The sequence below is a fragment of the Aquamicrobium defluvii genome (assembly GCF_004363725.1).
In the GTDB taxonomy this organism is placed as follows: domain Bacteria; phylum Pseudomonadota; class Alphaproteobacteria; order Rhizobiales; family Rhizobiaceae; genus Mesorhizobium; species Mesorhizobium defluvii.
The window spans coordinates 1-18,320 of the sequence record NZ_SNZF01000047.1; the positions used below are offsets into that span (position 1 = coordinate 1).

Below are 18,320 nucleotides of genomic sequence, written 5' to 3' on the forward strand. Positions count from 1 at the left end.
CTTTCATGGAACGGTCCCTCCTTGTGGCGTTTACAACAACGACCACGTTAGCACTTTGATGCTGTCGGAGCGGGCCGTTCCACCTCATCAAGGGGTTCGCAGCTACTGCGACCTCTCTGGCTGCGCCGCCGAGGTGACCGCAGCCGGGTCCGGATCGAACGGGCGCCATCGAGCGGGGATCGGCCCCGCCAACGGATGGAGCCTCACATGTCGGATCTCAGCCTCGCACAAAACCACGCACTCGATCTTGCCCGGACCCTCATGGTCCCGGTAACCCTCTTCGAAATAGATGGAGAGATCGGCGTCATGCCTTCCGCCGAGTATGACGGCGATGAGGACGCCATCATCAACGAATACGATCCCTTTGCCTATGGATCGGCTCATTGAGCCGATCATCCCTTCGGGGGAGCGCGTGCCGCTCGCGCTGAGGCGCGCGCAAGGGAGGCTTCGCCGCGATCTTTCCCGGCAGATCTGCACATTGCGAACCACGCCCTTGCGCGCTTCCATCTTCGCGGCCTGGGCGCTGCCAGTCCGAAAAGTCAGGAAAGCTAGAGAAAGTGATATGGAAAAGAATGACATCGAAGAGCTGCGTACCCGGGTGGGCTGCGCAGCCGTCCTTGAGCACGAAGGCTTCGCGATAGACCGAAAAGAGAGCACACGCCGGGCGGTCAAATTCCGGCGCGACGACGACATCGTCATTGTGATCCACGATGACAGGGGATGGTTCGACGCTCGTTCGGATGCCAAGGGCGATGTCTTCGCGCTCGCAAGCTATCTCCATGGGATCGGCTTTGCCGAGAGTCTGGCGGTAGTCGGCGATCTCGTCGCGTTTCAGCCAACCGCACCGACCTGGGAGAAGCCTCTCCGTCAAACGCAAACAGGGGCTTCCGTCGCTGACCGCTGGAACCACAGAAAACGGCCGTGGCGAGCATCGGCGACATGGAGCTATCTTCGACACAACCGGGCGCTGCCATGGCAGGTCATCTCTGCGGCAATTGAGGCCGACGTTCTTCGAGAAGGCCCATATCGCTCGATGTGGGCAAAACATGTCGATGAGGCTGGCGCTGTCATCGGCTGGGAAGAGCGCGGCCCCGAGTGGCGCGGGTTTTCCACCGGCGGCGCCAAGGCGCTCTTCCGGTTTGGAAAGGTGGATGCCCGTCGGATCTGTGTGACGGAGGCGGCAATCGATGCACTCAGCCTGGCCGCGATCGAGCAGACACGATCCGACACGCTCTATGTCAGCACCGGAGGCGGTTGGTCGCCGCTAACCGCGCAAGCGTTGGAGACCCTGGCTTCCGGGGTGTCGTTTGGCAGGTAAACGTGAGAATGCGGCCGTTAATTTGAGACCGGTAATTTTTCCGGGGTTAGGCGGCGTGCAGTAGGGGCGGTTGTGGTTTGAATAGCGGTGGTACGTTTACTTCAGGCTGTCGGAAAGGTGCCCGCAATCGATTACGGAGTTCGCCATTTGCCTCCGCAGTTCGAACCTGCATGAGCATATTCGCACCGTGGAGCGACCACCGCATCTGCTGCTTTTTCACCATCCGCTTCCCGACGAGAGAATTCACGGCCGACTCAGCGAGGGTCGTAGCAACACGGAGCCCAGCTCTGTGGCGCTTTCCATAGTCGACAATCGCACCACGGTTCGAGCGGATATAGGTCAGGAGTTGCAAGCCGAGGCTGTGCAGCCGTGCGATCGAGAACTCGTTTACCTGCGTTGATCCCTGCAGGTTCGTCAAGAGCCGCTCCAGGTTCCCTATCGCACGATCCACGCGCCCGTGCCACAAGCGCCATTTCACTGCTCTGATGTCTCTGTCTATGGTTGGAAGCGCTTCAAGGGGACTGGGCTGCGATCGCGCGATGTGATTGGCAATCTGCTGCATGGGCTGGATCTTCATGGCGATGTGGAACCAGTCGATGATGTGGGTTGTCGGCTTCGGCATGGCGCGGGGCACTCGCTTGAGAACTTCTGCGCCGTCCGAAATCACCGTCACATCGCCATAGCCGCGATATCCGACTCCTTCAAGCGTGTGGAGGGCGCGGTCGCGAATTGCTTGTTGAGCGGTGCTACCGGTGACGAAGTAGCGGCCACCTGGTTCGCCTCGTCCTCCGCGGCCGCATCGGGCAACGACGAGCTCGAAGCTTCGCGCTGCATTTGGGTCCGCGCTGCGAACATAAGCGGTATCGATGCTGATGACGAATTCCTTGCGGCGATCGCCCGGGAGCTGCAGCTCAAGCTGGCTGCGATCATCCGCTTGAGCTCTCGCCTTCCATGTTTTCCGGGCAATCTGGTCGTCGAGCCGTTCGCCGATCCTGATGGTCCGCTTGCGCACGGTCGCGTACGCCTCGGTGGGTTCAATCGGCAGGAACTCGGCCAGCACCTTGGCTGCCTGCCGGTAGGGCATCATGCTTCCCAGACGGGCGCTCAGCTCCAACAGTTCGGGCGTCGCTCGATCGGGGCAGATTTCTTTCAGCGGCGCAAAGGCGCCGTCCATGCCCGGATAGCAATCCCGGCACAGCAACCAGCGAGGATTGCGGACCGCCACTGTGCCGAAGACGGTTCGGATCCGGCGTGATGTGTAGTCCTTAACCGGCCGAAATGTGTGGCAATCCGGGCAGACACGACGAAAGAGGGAGTAGGTCTCTGCCTCATGGGGTACGACTGCGCTTTGCAGCGCCGTCATGATCGTCTTGCCGTCCTCAATCGACAAGCCAATGCCGCCGTCAAACAGACGTTCCCAACTCTTGTCGATACGAACGGCCTTCCTGCAAACGTCGCCGAACTCGTTCTTCCCCTCGATCGTGATCGTCCATTCCACCGCCATCGCTGCCTCTCCGAACAAAGCGATGCTGATGGACTGCACTTACCTAACAACCAGTGTCCGACCCCAGAGAAATTACCGGTTTCTCCGAGAGAAATTCTCAAATTAAGTGCTAGTTCTCAAATTAGGTGCCCCGCTATCCCGCTGAAATTGCTGCTGACCGATTCTCGGAGTTAAAGGGTCTGCCTCACTTTGTGTGGTTAATAGATCGTTAGCAGGCACTTCGCTATTGGCGTGCATGAGAACAAAATCAAAATGGTCGCCCGGTCCGAGCATCAAGGTCCAAAGCATCGCAACCAACGGCGACGGTGACTGGGTTGTGTCGGCTTGCGGACCATCCTCGGGCATTTGTCCAGATTGCAGGAAACAGAGCGCACGTCGGCACGGCTGGTCGTACCGCAGTCTTCAGGACCTGCCGATCCAAGGCAATGAAGTGACGGTAAGGCTTCGGTTGAGCCGCTGGCGTTGCAGTTATCGGCAGTGCGGGCGGCAAACATTCTCGGACCCGATCCCGGATATTGCCTCGCCCTACGCCCGCAGGACAAAGAGGGTCGCCAACATAGTCGGCCTTCTGGGGCACGGCACAGGCGGACGCCCGGGAGAGCGCTTGATGAACCAGCTCGGGATGCCGGTCAGCGACGACACCATCCTTCGGCACTTGAAGCGCATGGCTTTACAGATCGACGACGAGCCCCCCGCTCGGATCATCGGTATCGATGACTGGAGTTGGAGGAAATCGTGGCGCTACGGCACGATCATCGTTGATCTCGAGCGCCGAAAGGTCATGGACATTCTCGAGGACCGGAGCGTGGCGAGCGTTGCACAATGGTTGAAGCGGCATCCCTCCATTGAGGTGGTCAGTCGAGATCGATGCGGGCTATACGCGCAGGCTGCTCGTGAAGGTGCCCCGCAAGCGTCTCAGGTGGCTGACCGCTTTCATCTCTTCCAGAACCTGCGTCTTGCGATCGAGGAACAGATGAGCCTCTCCGGCCGAGCTACAGGCAGGGCACTGCTGCCAGACGAGGACATCGAGACTAATCATGACGATCGAGCTTTGCATGAGGAGGCGCCTGGAATGCGGTTGCGCAATCAGCTTCGACGGACACATAGGCAGTCCCGGAAGGAGGTGTTCGAGACGGTGCACGCCTTGAGCAAAGAAGGCCTGACCTGCTCGGAGATTGCGCGTCGCACTGGATATGGCCGCCGCAGCATCGCGAAATGGCTGACGTTTGAAACGCCACCCGACCGACGCAGGGGAGCGTTGCAGCCGACATCTCCCCTGTATTTCGAAGCCTTTCTCACCCAATGTTGGAAGGACGGCAACCGCCGTGGGCGGCATCTGTTTCATGACATCAAGCATCGCGGGTACACCGGCAGCTTTTCAAATCTTGAACGCCTCCTGGCAACCTGGCGCCGCGCCGAGAGACCGGAATCGGATAAGGATAAGGATAAGGATAAGGATGATGCGGCGCCGGCTCGGGTTGGCGTCGTCGACAGTACATACGATAATGCGCCTGTGCGTGATCCGCACACTGGCCACTGGATCTCGCCGGTTGTCGCCGCTGCTCTCTGCATCAAGCCGCGCGGCGCGCTGACCGTCAATCAAGAGCGGAAAGTGGACGCCCTCAAGCAGGGATCAGATACCTTTGCGACTTTGCGCAGCTTATCCATGCGGTTTCGCGGAATATTTCATAGCCGAAATTCGGCAAGGCTCGAAGATTGGATTGATGATGCCATTCATTCTGGCCTGGTTTTCCTGGCCCGTTTTGCCCGCGTCCTTCGCCGCGATATCGACGCCGTCTGTAACGCCATCGACCTGCCTTGGAGCAATGGTCAAGCGGAAGGTCAGATCAACCGACTGAAGACGATCAAGCGCGCTATGTATGGCCGAGCGGGTGCAGAGCTTCTCAGAGCGCGGATGATGCCCATCCAATTGTCCGATCTCCACACAAAGTGAGGCAGACCCCGATTAACTGCAAAGCGACACCACTCATCTTCTGGACCCCAAACGCCGCCGTTTATGCCAATGACACATTGGTGGGCGCACTCGTGATTACTTTTGCCATCCTCGTGCCGATGATGCCAGGCATGAGCCACGAAGGCATGATGGACTCCTCCGACATGCCCCCTGGCTGGACCTATTCGCCCTCAACCTATTTGCAGCGCCTGCCGATCATCGCGCTTGGCGCCATTGGGTTCGTTATTTCCCGCGTGCTTGCCGCCTATCAGCTGGGCCATATCGATGGCGTCTGGGAACCGTTCTTTTCCGGCGATGCGGTCCGGAATGGCACCGAGTATATTATCACCTCGGACGTTTCCAAAGCCTGGCCAATTGCGGATGGTGGTCTGGGCGCCACCACTTACATGTTTGAGGTGTTAATGGGCGTCATGGGAGGCCGCGCCCGCTGGCGTACGATGCCATGGATGGTCCTCCTGTTCGGCATTGTCGTCGTGCCGCTCGGTGTCATATCGATCTACTTCATCATCATTCAGCCGATCGTTATCGGCACTTATTGCACGCTGTGCCTGCTGGCTGCGCTCGCGATGCTGATCATGATTCCATATTCGCTCGATGAGCTCGTGGCGATGGGGCAGTTCCTGGTCCTAAACAAGCGGCGCGGACGACCGTTCTGGCGATCTTTCTTCAAGGGCGACGCGCTGCCCGGCAGCGGCGAGGACAAGCAGTCCGGCTTCGATTCCGATCTCGGGGGCACCATCAAGTCGGCGACCCGTGGGGTGACTGTACCGTGGACGCTCGTTGGAAGCGCTGCCGTTGGCCTTTGGCTGATGTTCAGCCGTCTAGCGTTCGGTACCGAGCCACCGATGGCGGACAGCGATCATCTGGTCGGCGCGCTCATTGTCACCGTTGCCGTGATGGCTATGGCGGAAGTCGCGCGGCCCTTGCGCTTCATCAACGTAGCCTTTGGGCTGTGGCTGATTGCGTCGCCCTGGCTGCTTATCGGCGCGGCGCCGCTCGCTTCGGGGGCAAGCGTTATCACCGGCATTCTCCTGATCGCCCTTAGCCTGCCGCGCGGTCCCCGTAGTAAGGAGCATTATGGGAGCTGGGACCGCTATGTCGTGTGAGCCGTGAGAATCCGCGGCTTGTCGCGACATGGCAATCATCAGCCCGGCGCCCGGCTGAGCACGTCGATAATCGGGCAGTCGGCAGCCGTTCCGCCCTCACAGCTTGCGGCCGTATCGGCAAGCGTACGCTCCATGCGCCGAAGATCGGCAATCTTGAGCCGAATATGCTTCAGATGGGCCAGCGCCGCCTCCTGCACATCGCCGCAGGCGTAACGTTTAGCCTCGCCTTTGCGCGGCGCCCGGGAATAGGGTCCATCAAGGTGTAGAAGGCCAGCGGCGGCAACGTGACGACCTGTCCGTCAGGCCCTTCGAAACGGATCAGGTCCGCGGCCCGATCCTGGACTTGCATGGCCGGGAACGACGATACGCGCCGGTGTGCTGCCGAGGAAGGTATGCCTCATGCGCGACCTGAAATCGGCGGGACCGCAAAATGGAGCGCTGCGCCAGCAATAACCCGCTTGGATCAGCTTGTGCCATAGTTCCCGCAGGTATCTACGGCGCACGCGGTCTCCGTCAGCAGCTCGTCGCTAAGCAAAAACAGATCATTCAGACGTTGATCGCTCAGGCGATAGTGGACAAAACGGCCGCGCTGCTCGCCGGAGACGAGGCCGCATTCGCTGAGACACCGCAGATGGTTCGAGGCGTTCGGCTGCGACAGACCCGTGATCGCGACGATCTGGCCGACAGACAACGGCCGCGTGCGCAAAGCATCAAGAATTGACAAGCGCGAGGCATCGGCCAATCCCCGGAATAGCTTCGTACGCAGAGCAAAGGTTGTATCCTTGATCCGCTCCAGCACTTCGACATTACTAGACATATCAGTCACGGATGATATATAGCCTCTCTCGAACAGGAAAGATAGCCATGACAATAGCAGCATCAGCGCACGATGCCGAGACCGCACGCTACCGCGTCACCGGCATGGATTGCCCCTCCTGCGCGGCTAAGATCGAGAAGGCAGTGCGCTCGGTTGGGGTGGACGAGGTAAAGGTTTCGACTGCCACGCAGATCATGACGTTGCACGTCAGCGACCCCGCGTCCTGCCTCCCGGAGGTCGAACGCGCTGTCAGCGGCATCGGATACCGGCTTGACCGTCTGGATGCACCCGAAACCGACACCGAGGGCGACATTGACGATCTGCCCAAGGACCTATCGCACATTACACCGGCCTATAAACGCGCGTTGTGGATCGTGGTCGTACTCAATGTCGGCTACGGAATCATCGAGATGTTCGGTGGCTTTATTTCTGGTTCGCAGGCGCTAAAGGCCGACGCACTCGATTTCCTGGGCGACGGCCTCATTACTTTTCTTGGCATCCTCGCCATCGGGTGGAGCATCGTCTGGCGCGCCCGTTCCGCCTTAATCCAAGGCCTTTTTCTTGGGGCGCTCGGCCTTGGGGTCCTTGTGAATACGGCCTATCGCGTGCTGGTGCAGCAGCAACCCGAGGCCGAGTTGATGGGCCTGTTCGCACTGGTTGCACTCGTCGTCAATGTGGTTGCGGTTCTTCCATTGCTGCCCCACCGAACGGGCGACGCGAATGTGCGGGCGGTCTGGCTTTTTTCGCGCAACGACGCGATCGGAAACGCAGCCGTCGTCGTGGCGGCAGGCCTGGTGGCTTGGACCGGAACGGCTTGGCCGGACCTCGTCGTCGCCGCCGTGATCGCCGGCCTGTTCCTGCAGTCGTCCTGGTCGATCATCCGCGACGCCCGCAGCGATTTGCGGGAAGCTTCGTCGACACGGCGGAGCGCTCCGGCATGATATCGAGCCGCGAACCCGACCGCTCCTTCACGAACCGCGCCTTGTCGATCAGCTCGATCCGGACAACCTATCACGGAGGAGCATGAGCACTTGGATATGGGCTGCTGTCCTGTTGGCCGCCGTCTTTGCGGCGGAGTGGGGTTCCGATCATCTGGCGGAGCCTCTTCGTAAGTTGCGCAAGCAGTGGGGGCTTTCGGCGGCGGCTGGCGGCTCTCTGATCGGCATCGCCACTGCAACCCCGGAAGTCGGCGTCAACGTTACCAGTGCTGTGCGGGGCGTGACCGATATCGGCTTGGGGGCAATGCTCGGCTCGACCGCCATCGGCATACCCGCGCTCGTCTCCGTCGGCTATCTCGCAACGCGCAAGCGCGACATTCCCAATGATCCGGGGCATCAACAGCACCTGCGCGAGCACCTATTGCGTGTTGATCCGAAAGCAGCAACCGTGCAGGCTCTTCCATATCTCGGCATATTGGCGCTCGCGGCTCTCCTGATCCTTCCTGCGCCCTGGCAGGGGCTGCAGCCAATTGATGGCGGGGTCCTGTTGGCCGCCTATGTCGCTTATGCCGCCCAGGCATTTTTTCGTGGCCGCGAGAAGCCCGAGCAGGTCGAGTGGTCGCGCAAGGGGATATGGATGGCGGTCGCCGGCGTTGGGGTTCTCGCACTCGGCGCCTATTTCACCGTCATTTCTACCCAAAATCTAGTGCAGGCGTTTGGCATCTCGCCGATCATCGGCGGCCTGTTCATTACTGCGCCGGTTGCCGCCCTGCCAGAGATTTTCGCGTCCTGGAAGGTGTCGCGGAGCGGCCAGATCACGCCGGCACTGACCAACATCATCGGCGATCACGCCATGACCATGACGGTCGGATTTCTGCCCCTGGCGCTTGTCGGGACGCAGATCGACAACTTCCGGCTGGTCTGGGTAAGTTTCGTCTTTGTCGCGCTTATGCCTGCGCTCTACGCGGCGTTCGTCCGCTGGGGCGGGTCCGAATCCGGCTTCCGCCGCTGGCAGGTTCTTACCCTGGTTGGCGCCTACGCTACCTATGTAGCCGTCGTTGTCGTCTGGGTGCTGGAGCTGGTCTGATGGAGATTTCCAGCATCGGAGTAGCAACAGCCTTCGCCGCAGGCGTGATATCCTTTTTGTCGCCCTGCGTTCTGCCGCTAGTACCGGGCTATATATCCTATGTCGCGGGGCGCACGATCAGCGCCGACGGGGTTCCGGCCCATTCCGGAATAAAGGCGGCGAGCCGAACCCTCGGTCTCAGCCTCTGCTTCGTTCTCGGCTTCTCGACCGTGTTCGTCTTGCTCGGGGCCAGTGCGACCGCGTTGGGCGGACTCCTGCGCACGCATCTTTACGAAGCAAACCTGATCGGCGGTGTGATCGTCGTCATCTTCGGCTTGTTCACAACCGGCCTTGTACCGATGCCCTGGCTCGACCGTGACGTGCGGTTCCATTCCAGTCCGAACAGCGGCGGCGCTTGGTCTGCCTACTTGCTCGGTCTCGCTTTCGCGTTCGGCTGGACCCCATGCATCGGACCTGTGCTGGGCTCGATCCTGGCCCTATCCGCCGCCAACGCCACGGTTGCAAGCGGAACGGCACTGTTGGCCGTATACTCGCTGGGCCTTGGCCTGCCCTTTATCCTGGCCGCTCTGTTCATGCGCGGATTCATGACACGGCTGTTGTCAATGCGCCGAACTGGCCGGGTGCTCAAAATCGTCGCTGGCGGGGTGATGGTGGTCATGGGTATCGCCATGATTACCGGCCATCTCTCCAGCTTTGCAATTTGGCTCCTCCAGACGTTCCCGGCCCTCGGCCGAATCGGCTGAGCCGCGGTTTTTAAGGGATTATGCGATATGCTCAGGCTCGGCCTTCCAATCGCCCTTGGCGGATTTCTCCTTGATCAGGCGACGAAATGGTTGGTCCTAAACCATGTCATGAACCCACCTCAGGTCATCCCTGTCACCGACTTCTTCAATCTCGTGCTCGGCTTTAACACCGGCGTGAGCTTCGGAATGTTCGGCGAGGCTCCGGCTTGGATCCTGATGGTGTTCACACTTGCCATAGTCGCGGGGCTCCTGGGCTGGATCAAGCGAACCGACAACCGTCTCACGGCCGCCGCCCTCGGGCTTATCGTCGGGGGCGCGCTGGGCAATCTGCTCGACCGGCTGCGGCAGGGCGCCGTGACGGATTTTCTGGATTTCTACATTGGCAGCTATCATTGGCCAGCCTTCAATCTTGCCGACGTGGCGATCGTATGCGGGGCGGGGCTCTTGCTCATCGAGAGCGTCCTAGCCAGAGACAGCACGAAAGCCCGTAGCGCCTGAACCAGTGCCTGCCCGACGAAGGACGCTTCAATGCCTCAGATCCCCCGCACCGCAACGCCGGACGCCACTCTGGCCCTTATCAATGATCCGTATCGGTTCATATCGAAGCGATGTCGGAAATATGGGGCAGACCTATTCGAAACACGGCTGATGCTGCAAAAGGCGACCTGCATGACCGGGCCGGAAGCGGCTCGGCTCTTCTACGACAACGACCGGTTCATGCGGCGTGGCGCCATGGTCGGGCGGATTCAAAAGACGCTGCTCGGACGGGGAGGCGTGCAGGGCCTGGACGACGAGGCTCACAAACACCGCAAGCGGATGTTCATGTCGCTGATGAGCGCTGAGCAGCTCGCTCGGCTGGTGGCGGGAACCGCCGAAGAGTGGCAGACCTACACTCGCGCCTGGACGCTAAAGGACGAAGTGGTTCTATATGACGAGTTGCACGGCCTTCTCACGCGCGCTGCCTGCGCCTGGGCCGGTGTGTCGCTCGCGGACTCAGAAGTCGCGCAGCGAACGCGCGAGATCACCGCGCTATTCGATTATGCCGGATCTATTGGGCCGAAACACTGGTGGGCTCGCTTGGCCCGCAAGAGGAGCAACCGCTGGATCGAGACCATCATCGGTCAGATTCGAAGCGGCCGGTCACGCCCCGCCGAACAATCCGCTGCCCATGTTATTGCATGGCACCGGGATCTGAACGGCAAGTTGCTGCCGCCTCACGTCGCTGCTGTGGAAGTGCTAAACGTGATCAGACCGATTGTGGCCGTCAGCGTCTACATCACGTTTGTAGCGCACGCCCTGCATCAATATCCTGAGTGTCGGCGCAAGCTCCAGGCCGGCGATGATGAGAGTTACACCGAACTCTTTGCCCAGGAGGTTCGCCGGTTCTATCCCTTCTTTCCTGCTGTCGCGGCACGGGTGCGACGTGACTTTGAATGGCAGGGGTATCGCTTCCCCCAGGGACGCCGCGTTCTCCTCGACCTTTACGGCACAAACCATGATGCGCGCTCATGGGAAACACCCGAAACGTTTCGGCCAGAACGGTTTGCTGATTGGGACAAGAGCCCCTTCAACTTCGTCCCTCAAGGTGGCGGCGATCACCATATGCATCACCGATGCCCAGGTGAGTGGATCACGATCGAGCTGATGAAGCAGGCTTCGGAGGTTCTATCCAGAAGCATACGGTATGATGTGCCGCAGCAGGATCTGCGGATCGACTACTCGAGGTTGCCTGCTTTGCCGCGCAGCCGCTTAATCATCAAAAACGTTGGGCAGACTTCGACCCGCATTCCTGCTGCTTCGCCAAGCTGACGCAATGCGTTCAACGGCAAATTTGGCTGGGTGCATGGGTGCCGGCGGCGTGCGGCATCAATAAGCGAGAATGGGCATCAAATCGTTCCCCGCTCGCCGCGACACAAGCTCGACGAGCTGCCGGTTGCCAAAATTGAATAATCATAGCATTTTGAGTTTGATGTTTACAATCAATGGCTTAGTTCCATAATGTGAGTTATGCGACATTGCTAATGTAGCGGCTATTTAGTAATGCGACAGTTGAGCCAGTTAGAGATGCGACAGTCTCGCCTCTTGATGCACTGGTCAACGCCAACGTCGGGAGCAAGGATGACGACTTCGAGCTTGGTCGAGACCATGAGCGGTCGGAGTCGTCATGTCCTTGTTGATCACCATGTCGCAGAGAGAGTTGCATCGCCTCGAAGTCATTCAAAAGATCCGTGACAATCGGCTTGGCGTTGTCCAGGCAGCCGAGTTGCTCGACCTCAGTCGAAGTCAGGTGCATAGGCTGCTGCAGGCCTACGACCTTGATGGTCCAGCCGGCCTTGTGTCGAAGAAGCGATCTCGACCAAGTAATCGGCGCCACAGCGAAGAGTTTCGCAATGCGGCGCTGGACCTGATCCGCGAACGCTATCTGGATTTTGGTCCGACGCTGGCACGCGAGAAACTGATCGAGCTGCATCGGATCTCGGTATCCAAGGAGACGCTGCGGCAATGGATGACCGAGGCCGGCATCTGGGTCTCTCGCCGGGAACGCAAGAAGCGTGTTTTTCAGCCTCGCGGCCGGCGGGATTGCTTTGGTGAACTGGTGCAGATCGACGGATCGCATCACTGGTGGTTTGAGAACCGTGGTCCCAAATGCGCCCTGCTCGTCTATATCGATGACGCTACAGGGAAGCTTCTACATCTGCGCTTTGCTGGGTCGGAGAACACGTTCGACTATCTCCATGCAACGAAGGCCTATTTGCAGCAATGGGGTAAGCCGCTTGCTTTCTATAGCGACAAGCATGGTGTTTTCCGGTCGACGAATGCTTCGAAGACCGACAGGACGACCGGTCTGACACAATTCGGTCGTGCGCTTTATGAACTGAACATCGACATCATCTGCGCCAACACGCCTCAGGCTAAAGGCCGGGTCGAACGGGCCAATCAGACGCTGCAGGATCGCCTGGTGAAAGAGATGCGGCTGCGGGGCATCAGCACAATCGATGCTGCCAATTCCTATGCACCTGAGTTCATTGAAGACTTCAATAAACGTTTTGGCAAGTTGCCGCGCAATCCGAAGGACATGCATCGGCCTCTCGCTGATCATGAGAACCTGGACGGTGCTATGTGCCGCAAGGAAGTCCGCACCCTGTCGCAGGCTTTGACGCTACGTTACGACAAGGTGCTGTTCATTCTCGATCCGACCGAGATCTCGCAGCCACTGGCTGGGCAGAAGGTCGTCGTCTGTGATTACCCGGACGGCAGGCTGGAGATCATGCATCAGAGCTTTTCCCTGCCCTACAGAACTTTCGACAAATTACGGTCTGTGCATCGAGCGCAGGTCGTCGACAATAAGCGGCTGGATGACATGCTGTCGATCGTTGCTGAGATGCAGGCCGGGCGCCAACGTGAGCGCAGCAAGAGCGGCCCATCCCGGACGGGTCAGAAAGATCATATGTTTGGCATTCGGGACGGCAGCATTGGAAACGGTTATCAGAAGCGCGGCCGCAAGTCCGGCCCTCGGACGGATTTCATGAACGATCCGGAAGTCATCGCCAAAAGGAAGAAGGCCTTGGCGCGCATGGAAGCTGCAGAATGACGTTAGCCGGTCTCAAAGCTAAAGCCGAAGAGGTGCGCCCCACCCGCCCCGATCTGATCTTGCAAGCGCGTCTGCCGCTCAGATCGGGGCTGATCGGCAGCGCCAGTGTCGCGTTTCTAAGTGGCTAGTGAGCACGCGCCTCTAACCAGCTTTGACATGCTAAAGCATTGATAATAGTGATATAGTTGGCATCCGAAAGGGACGCGACGGCACAAAATATTTACCGTTCACGGCACCTGATCCCTTTTCGATCGAGGTTCGAGAACGATACGCCTCCCCTACCCTTACGAGGTCATAGGCTTCCACAACCCGACCTTCGAAAAGCCTGTGCAGCGGATTGCGACGATCAACGTCAGACCCGACGATCACGCCAGCACGACCGCGGAAGATCTCCCGGGGCTCGATACCGCTGTTGTCTATCAGCAGGGCCTCCTCAGCGTATCTGAGAGCTTTAGACAGCTTCTGCAGCGATCCTTCGTAGCGCCGTCGGATGGATGTCTTCCGGAATGTCGTGGCCGCCCTTCTCTACCCGACGCTGAACACGCTCGATGTTGAGTTCGACGGAATCCAGGGCGACGTAGTAGAGGCCGACATAGTACCCAGCCGCCTTGGCATCGCTCATCAGGTTGATTGACGGCTGGCTGCTCAAGGTGGTTTCGAAGACGAACGACTGCCGGGTCTCGATTATCTCCCGGATCTTCATAATGGCCGCCCTCCCCGCTGCCATGGCGGCTGCCCGGCCATCCCTGGATCCGGTGAGCTGCTTGGCGATCTCATCAGCGTTGATCCAAGCGCCGTCGAGCTGCAGCTTGGCATATGCCGACGAATTGCCCGATCCGTTGGGACCCCCGAGAATGATACAGGCAGGCCGGGACAAAGAGTGAGGACCTCAGGCGGCAGAAATGCGCTTCTTCTGCTCCAATACCGCCTGATCCTCGGCCTCATTCTGGAGGTCACGGGCGGAGATCGGCAGGCCCAAACGACGGCTCTCGGCGATCGCTTCGCGGCCGATCTGCTTCAGGGCTTCCTTGTTCTCGTCAAACTTCTTCAAGAGCATTTGCGGTCTCCTAAGGGAAGAATATAGCGCAGAGCAACCCCGTCGGCAAATCAGGGCTTTGCGACTTAGAGGGAAAGCACGCAAAGAGAGCAAATAGGCGCCAGATGAAGGCGCCAGGCGACGCGATCAAAAGTTGCAGATCTGCTCTTAGGGCGTGAGGAAGAGGATGGTACCCTTTTGGATCTGTTGCAACGGAAAGGATGATCACGCCATGACTGACGAAGTTGTCGACCTGTCGAAAACCCTGGTTTGGACTGTCGGAATGATCACGCAAGCCGGTCCTGATGAGCGTTAGAGGGTGGCCAGGCTTATCGCGAAGCGCAGGACCTGGTTGCCCAGATGCCGAGAACCGACGAAGGCGCACGGCCTCGCATCGTCGCTTGTTTCCGCCGCTCGGACAAGTACCGCGCTGCCGAAGATGTCGCCTGCGTTGGCTGGATCCTGACAGCGATCGAGGAACGCGTGAATGAAGGCGACCTTCCCGATTGGCGAAAGCTTCGTAAGGTCGTGAAGAACACGGTAAAGCTCCGGCCGGACCCTGCCCCGACGCTTCACTGAATGCAATCAAGCTCCGGCGCACATCCGATGGTTAGACATCGCTATCGTCCGGGTGATGAGGAACGGTTTTGGCGGGGGAAGTCGATCCCGGCTTCCGCTTCGCGGCGCGATGCTAAGCCTCCTGCGGCTTCCCTTCTTCCGTCAAAACCGTGTCGAGAATTCCCGCTTTCCCGCCCCTGAAGGAGGGGCGGCGCTATGCTGAGCTCCGATATTCTTCATTGTCCTTCTCGGATCTCGGACTGGCGCCGATCGATCCGAGCGATGTCTTCGCCAGAAGGGCCGGAAAAGGACGCCGCATGAGCGCCGGCTGTTCGCCAAAGGCGGCCGGCACGCGGCGGAAACCAAAGCCAACCCGCTGAGTGTTATGGCGCGGCTTTCGCCGCGCCATTCGTTTACTGCCTTCCTATCGTCCGGGGCTCCATTGCGATCACCAGGTCATGCACCATCTTCAAGGCCGTATCGTCGAGCTTTTTCAGGTGGTCGACCGTTTCCCCCATCAGCTTGTTTCTCACGGCTTCCCCCGACTTTTCTTTCGAATGAGAGGGCCGTTCGTCGACGAAGGGATCGAAGAACTCTTCCGGAGTGATATCCAGGACCTCGAAAACGTGGATCAGCCGTCCGACGGTCATCAAGGAAGAGGCATTTTCGTAACGGGAATACGTCGCCTCCTTCACCCCCAGCAGTGTAGCGACTTTAGCTTGCGCAATCTGTCGGTCGGTTCGCAGGTCACGCAGTCGCTGAGCAACAAGCAGATCCAGTTCCTTGAGATCGATGATCTTTCCGTCAAGCCGCTTGCGATAAACGGGATAATCTTTGTTCGGGTCGTCAACGCGTTCAAGTCCGAGATAGCTTACCCACTGCTCGAGTCCGAAACCTGCCATTGCCACCAACCACACTGGAAATTAATCGTTATTTCTCTGGAACAATTAAAGATGGTGCCTCGAAAGTCTACACTGAATAGCTACTTTAGCGCATCGCTTTGCGACCCCGCTCTATGCCTTCGGCACGGAGCCAGCAGCCGCTGTCTCCGCCCATTCGGGTGACGATCGGTTGCGCTGCGGCTTCGCCTTCAATCACATGCCTTGGCAAAAATCGGTACCGACATTTACAGCCTCTCCCGATCGACCCATATTGGCTACTGATCCAGTCAGGTCATGGCAGATCTCTAGCCCTTATCTGTCATGCCTACGGAGGCCGCCTCGCCTGATCGGGGCGGCCTTTCCGCATCTTGAAAGCTCCTCACCGCCATCAGCACCAGTCACTGTGATCCGGTCCCCGTCACGATGAAGCAGTGACGCCGGAGGCGTCCTGTCTGTCTCTTTGATGAGGGAAAGAGGAGCGCCGCCCCCTCTCCCTCACAAGGGGAAAAAACGGTCTCCCCGTCCTTCCTTCGCGCAGCCTTACGGCCGCGCTTTCGTGCAGGATCGCCACTGACGCGACGCCCCTTCGGCTTTGCCTCGGGCGGGCGAAACCCCTCCGTTTTATCCCCTTGCCACCCTCTCCCCCGCTGCTCCGCGCGAACTCGGGAACAGGAGCGGGGCTCCTGCCCACGAGGGGCACGAGAAGACCGCTTCGCGGAATTGGAGAAAGGGTGAGAACTATGACCACAACCGCAACCGTTTACCTCCTGGACCCGGAAGCCGGGACCATTCAAGCTGCACAGGTCGCCGCGCCAAGCGCATTCTCTCAGACCTACGGGCTGATTGGATGCCAGCTTGTCGAGGCGGTGCCATTCGATACGAACCACGTTCTCATCGTCGATGAGGAGGGTTTGCGTGACGGCTTGACCGCCTTCACCGTCTTTGACGGCTACCCGCAGCCATTGGCCGGAAAAATCGTTCTTGCCAGTCTGGACGGCTCGCATGTCCTGCCGCCGCTGATCAGCATTGAGGAAGTGGCGGCCCGCCTGAACGTCTGCAAGCCGGTTCTTGATCCGGTCTTCGCCAAGGCAGACGAGCATTCCCCCAATGGGGTCATTCTGGGCGGCGCTTTGATCGGGTTCCAGACCCGCATCACTCGCACTCACCCAACCGTCATGGCGGGGGTAGTCCGATGATCATCGCTGTTGTCGAGGACCGCACCCTGCCCATTCTCGCCGGAACCTTTGCCGCGACCATCGCGGCGAAGGACATCGAACATAGCTTCCATGCTCTCGCGCATTTTCCGGAGCGGCGCGCGCTGTTCGAACTGGAGGGGCTGGCAGAGCGCCTGAACGGTTTTGCCGCCTTCATGGTGGAACTGTGGGAGCAAGCAAAACTGCCCCTGCCGGACGCTGAACTAGAGGCGTTTGCCCGCCGTCATGTCGAGATCACCGCCCAGTATTGGGCAGCGGAAGGCCGTTGCATGAACTGGTTTATCACCGGACCTGCCCGCTTTCCCGTCGCCCGCAATGAAAAGCGGATGCGAGTTTCAGACGCCCGCCGTGCTGACGTCTCGGCCCATATCGCGACTGCGAAAAAGGCAGTGAAGCGCAAGGCGTTTCCCCACGGGAGCGATGACGAGCCGATCCGCTCCGGCGATCCGGCCGCCATGCAGCGCATCGCCTCGCGGATCGAAGACCTGGCACTGTCCATCGACCGGATGAAACTGGCGAATGTCATCATTCGCCGGATGGAGAAGGATCAGGCGAGCGAAGCCGACATTCTGGCCCGTGTGGTAGCAGAAACCGGAATGGACGAGGAGAGGGCATCGCGTGGCGTTACCCTTGCCCCGTGGCAGAACCGACGCGGCTTTTCCACCACCAACACCCGCGCCGAACTGCGCCGCATGCAAACCCGCCTCGCTTCGCTTGCTTCGATGAAGAAGCGCGGCGACCGCGCCGAGGACGTTGAGACGCAGGCAGGAGCCGTCACGGTCAATGAAAACACCGACTTGACCCGCATTCAGTTGCTGTTTCCCGGCAAGCCGGACGAACAGACGCGGCGCACCCTGAAATCTCACGGGTTCCGCTGGTCTCCGTCGCAAGGGGCGTGGCAGCGCAATTTGAACGAGGCCGGGCGCTATGCGGCAAGTCGTGTCTTGAAATCGATCAGCGGCAACAGCGCCGCTCGATCAGCCCCGGAAAACAGAGGATCCCCACATGAATGAGCAGATTTTTACAGTCATGGAGTTTTCCGGCCGAGGCGACGCCATGTTCGGCGGCAGTGCCGCCGACTGGAGCCTATACACCCAAGAAGACGGCTCAAACGCTTTCATGAGTGCAGCCGACGCGCAGCGCCGCCAGCTGGTGAAAGCCTATTTCCCGACCAAGAAGGAGGCAAGTGAGGCCGGGGAGGCAGCCAGTCAGCGCAAGGGCCTGATTTCGGCCTTGCCTGTTCGGCGTGTTGACGAGATCCCCTATGCGCAATTGCGCTGGATTGTCGGAAACATGCACGTTGGAACCAGCGATGACGACTTGAAAGCCGACATCAAGGGACGCGCGAAGTCGGGCATGACAGAGAATCCCGACCTTCTGGCGCAGGCGTGCGCCTATGCACTGGCAAGCCACCGAGCCAATCAGGGCTTGGTTGCCCATTTCCGGCTGTAGGAGGGTAAGCGCGATTTTCAGGTCCTGCCGCAGAGATGTGTGAACAAGCGTGGCGCGGCTATCGGCTCAGGGGGCGGCTTGAGCCTTTGCGAAGTTGAA

General features: G+C 59.5%; 19 protein-coding genes. 14 read left to right on the forward strand and 5 right to left on the reverse strand.

What is annotated here, in order from left to right; genetic code table 11:
• Positions 1 to 207 precede the first annotated feature (207 nt).
• Both DES43_RS21005 and DES43_RS21010 read left to right on the forward strand, forming a co-directional pair.
• The gene (locus DES43_RS21005; protein WP_020046815.1) at positions 208 to 387 is read left to right on the forward strand and encodes a hypothetical protein; all 180 of its coding nucleotides are present in this window, start codon (positions 208 to 210) and stop codon (positions 385 to 387) included.
• Between the two features lie 175 nt (positions 388 to 562).
• Positions 563 to 1,318 carry a DUF3991 and TOPRIM domain-containing protein gene (locus DES43_RS21010; RefSeq protein ID WP_425359076.1) on the forward strand — a complete coding sequence of 252 codons (756 nt, stop codon included), beginning with the start codon at positions 563 to 565 and terminating at the stop codon, positions 1,316 to 1,318.
• A gap of 46 nt (positions 1,319 to 1,364) precedes the next feature.
• Here the strand turns inward: DES43_RS21010 and DES43_RS21015 are convergent, their stop codons facing one another.
• The gene (locus DES43_RS21015) at positions 1,365 to 2,822 is read right to left on the reverse strand and encodes an ISKra4 family transposase (RefSeq protein WP_245514619.1); all 1,458 of its coding nucleotides are present in this window, start codon (positions 2,820 to 2,822) and stop codon (positions 1,365 to 1,367) included.
• 235 nt (positions 2,823 to 3,057) lie between these two features.
• On the opposite strand from DES43_RS21015, the gene DES43_RS21020 reads away from it, so the two are divergent.
• Positions 3,058 to 4,776, forward strand: a complete 1,719-nt coding sequence (locus DES43_RS21020; protein WP_133676194.1) for an ISL3 family transposase — start codon at positions 3,058 to 3,060, stop codon at positions 4,774 to 4,776.
• Positions 4,777 to 4,856: 80 nt separating this feature from the next.
• Positions 4,857 to 5,903: a vitamin K epoxide reductase family protein gene (locus DES43_RS21025; RefSeq protein ID WP_245514616.1), complete on the forward strand. Its 1,047-nt coding sequence runs from the start codon at positions 4,857 to 4,859 to the stop codon at positions 5,901 to 5,903.
• A gap of 463 nt (positions 5,904 to 6,366) precedes the next feature.
• On the opposite strand, the gene DES43_RS21035 is transcribed toward DES43_RS21025, so the two are convergent.
• Positions 6,367 to 6,720: an ArsR/SmtB family transcription factor gene (locus DES43_RS21035; RefSeq protein WP_133676198.1), complete on the reverse strand. Its 354-nt coding sequence runs from the start codon at positions 6,718 to 6,720 to the stop codon at positions 6,367 to 6,369.
• A 47-nt stretch (positions 6,721 to 6,767) separates the two neighbouring features.
• Between DES43_RS21035 and DES43_RS21040 the strand changes: the two genes are divergently transcribed.
• The 6 genes from DES43_RS21040 to DES43_RS21065 all read left to right on the forward strand — a co-directional run bounded on the left by DES43_RS21040 (position 6,768) and on the right by DES43_RS21065 (position 13,080).
• A complete protein-coding gene (locus DES43_RS21040; RefSeq protein ID WP_133676200.1) occupies positions 6,768 to 7,661 on the forward strand; it encodes a cation efflux transmembrane domain-containing protein in 894 nt (297 codons plus the stop codon).
• 82 nt (positions 7,662 to 7,743) lie between these two features.
• A complete protein-coding gene (locus DES43_RS21045) occupies positions 7,744 to 8,745 on the forward strand; it encodes a sodium:calcium antiporter (RefSeq protein ID WP_133676202.1) in 1,002 nt (333 codons plus the stop codon).
• Complete coding sequence (locus tag DES43_RS21050; RefSeq protein WP_133676204.1) at positions 8,745 to 9,488, forward strand: cytochrome c biogenesis CcdA family protein; 744 nt, start codon at positions 8,745 to 8,747, stop codon at positions 9,486 to 9,488. Before DES43_RS21045 ends, DES43_RS21050 begins: the two co-directional genes overlap by 1 nt.
• 27 nt (positions 9,489 to 9,515) lie before the next feature.
• The gene (gene lspA / locus DES43_RS21055; RefSeq protein ID WP_133676206.1) at positions 9,516 to 9,986 is read left to right on the forward strand and encodes a signal peptidase II; all 471 of its coding nucleotides are present in this window, start codon (positions 9,516 to 9,518) and stop codon (positions 9,984 to 9,986) included.
• Positions 9,987 to 10,016: 30 nt separating this feature from the next.
• Positions 10,017 to 11,297 carry a cytochrome P450 gene (locus tag DES43_RS21060; RefSeq protein WP_133676208.1) on the forward strand — a complete coding sequence of 427 codons (1,281 nt, stop codon included), beginning with the start codon at positions 10,017 to 10,019 and terminating at the stop codon, positions 11,295 to 11,297.
• A 355-nt stretch (positions 11,298 to 11,652) separates the two neighbouring features.
• On the forward strand, positions 11,653 to 13,080 hold the full coding sequence (locus DES43_RS21065; RefSeq protein ID WP_133676210.1) for an ISNCY family transposase: 1,428 nt from the start codon (positions 11,653 to 11,655) through the stop codon (positions 13,078 to 13,080).
• A gap of 451 nt (positions 13,081 to 13,531) precedes the next feature.
• Here DES43_RS21065 and DES43_RS23110 read toward each other — a convergent pair whose 3' ends face one another.
• Positions 13,532 to 13,957 (reverse strand): ATPase, encoded by a 426-nt coding sequence (locus tag DES43_RS23110; protein ID WP_236761836.1) that lies wholly within the window; start codon positions 13,955 to 13,957, stop codon positions 13,532 to 13,534.
• Between the two features lie 12 nt (positions 13,958 to 13,969).
• Positions 13,970 to 14,137, reverse strand: coding sequence for a hypothetical protein (locus tag DES43_RS22535; RefSeq protein WP_166647799.1), 168 nt, complete (start codon positions 14,135 to 14,137; stop codon positions 13,970 to 13,972).
• A 339-nt stretch (positions 14,138 to 14,476) separates the two neighbouring features.
• Between DES43_RS22535 and DES43_RS23115 the strand changes: the two genes are divergently transcribed.
• Positions 14,477 to 14,695 (forward strand): hypothetical protein, encoded by a 219-nt coding sequence (locus DES43_RS23115; protein ID WP_245514617.1) that lies wholly within the window; start codon positions 14,477 to 14,479, stop codon positions 14,693 to 14,695.
• A gap of 392 nt (positions 14,696 to 15,087) precedes the next feature.
• On the opposite strand, the gene DES43_RS21080 is transcribed toward DES43_RS23115, so the two are convergent.
• Positions 15,088 to 15,576, reverse strand: coding sequence for a helix-turn-helix domain-containing protein (locus DES43_RS21080; protein WP_133676212.1), 489 nt, complete (start codon positions 15,574 to 15,576; stop codon positions 15,088 to 15,090).
• Positions 15,577 to 16,295: 719 nt separating this feature from the next.
• Here DES43_RS21080 and DES43_RS21085 point away from each other — a divergent pair.
• The 3 genes from DES43_RS21085 (at position 16,296) to DES43_RS21095 (ending at position 18,221) form a co-directional block, all read left to right on the forward strand.
• The gene (locus DES43_RS21085) at positions 16,296 to 16,751 is read left to right on the forward strand and encodes a DUF3846 domain-containing protein (RefSeq protein ID WP_133676214.1); all 456 of its coding nucleotides are present in this window, start codon (positions 16,296 to 16,298) and stop codon (positions 16,749 to 16,751) included.
• 173 nt (positions 16,752 to 16,924) lie between these two features.
• On the forward strand, positions 16,925 to 17,782 hold the full coding sequence (locus tag DES43_RS21090; protein ID WP_245514618.1) for a hypothetical protein: 858 nt from the start codon (positions 16,925 to 16,927) through the stop codon (positions 17,780 to 17,782).
• Positions 17,775 to 18,221: a hypothetical protein gene (locus DES43_RS21095; protein WP_133676216.1), complete on the forward strand. Its 447-nt coding sequence runs from the start codon at positions 17,775 to 17,777 to the stop codon at positions 18,219 to 18,221. The genes DES43_RS21090 and DES43_RS21095 overlap by 8 nt, the downstream gene beginning before the upstream one ends.
• The last annotated feature ends 99 nt before the right edge of the window (positions 18,222 to 18,320 follow it).

Excerpts from the sequence above, each read along its gene's own strand:
- DES43_RS21080 (WP_133676212.1), bottom strand. The coding sequence starts at position 15,576 with ATGGCAGGTTTCGGACTCGAGCAGTGGGTAAGCTATCTCGGACTTGAA.
- DES43_RS21020 (WP_133676194.1), top strand. The coding sequence starts at position 3,058 with ATGAGAACAAAATCAAAATGGTCGCCCGGTCCGAGCATCAAGGTCCAA.
- DES43_RS21095 (WP_133676216.1), top strand. The coding sequence starts at position 17,775 with ATGAATGAGCAGATTTTTACAGTCATGGAGTTTTCCGGCCGAGGCGAC.
- DES43_RS21010 (WP_425359076.1), top strand. The coding sequence starts at position 563 with ATGGAAAAGAATGACATCGAAGAGCTGCGTACCCGGGTGGGCTGCGCA.
- DES43_RS21050 (WP_133676204.1), top strand. The coding sequence starts at position 8,745 with ATGGAGATTTCCAGCATCGGAGTAGCAACAGCCTTCGCCGCAGGCGTG.
- DES43_RS21015 (WP_245514619.1), bottom strand. The coding sequence starts at position 2,822 with ATGGCGGTGGAATGGACGATCACGATCGAGGGGAAGAACGAGTTCGGC.
- DES43_RS21060 (WP_133676208.1), top strand. The coding sequence starts at position 10,017 with ATGCCTCAGATCCCCCGCACCGCAACGCCGGACGCCACTCTGGCCCTT.
- DES43_RS21085 (WP_133676214.1), top strand. The coding sequence starts at position 16,296 with ATGACCACAACCGCAACCGTTTACCTCCTGGACCCGGAAGCCGGGACC.
- DES43_RS21045 (WP_133676202.1), top strand. The coding sequence starts at position 7,744 with ATGAGCACTTGGATATGGGCTGCTGTCCTGTTGGCCGCCGTCTTTGCG.
- DES43_RS22535 (WP_166647799.1), bottom strand. The coding sequence starts at position 14,137 with ATGCTCTTGAAGAAGTTTGACGAGAACAAGGAAGCCCTGAAGCAGATC.
- DES43_RS21040 (WP_133676200.1), top strand. The coding sequence starts at position 6,768 with ATGACAATAGCAGCATCAGCGCACGATGCCGAGACCGCACGCTACCGC.
- DES43_RS23115 (WP_245514617.1), top strand. The coding sequence starts at position 14,477 with ATGCCGAGAACCGACGAAGGCGCACGGCCTCGCATCGTCGCTTGTTTC.
- DES43_RS21005 (WP_020046815.1), top strand. The coding sequence starts at position 208 with ATGTCGGATCTCAGCCTCGCACAAAACCACGCACTCGATCTTGCCCGG.
- DES43_RS21090 (WP_245514618.1), top strand. The coding sequence starts at position 16,925 with ATGGTGGAACTGTGGGAGCAAGCAAAACTGCCCCTGCCGGACGCTGAA.
- DES43_RS21065 (WP_133676210.1), top strand. The coding sequence starts at position 11,653 with ATGTCCTTGTTGATCACCATGTCGCAGAGAGAGTTGCATCGCCTCGAA.
- DES43_RS21035 (WP_133676198.1), bottom strand. The coding sequence starts at position 6,720 with ATGTCTAGTAATGTCGAAGTGCTGGAGCGGATCAAGGATACAACCTTT.
- lspA (WP_133676206.1), top strand. The coding sequence starts at position 9,516 with ATGCTCAGGCTCGGCCTTCCAATCGCCCTTGGCGGATTTCTCCTTGAT.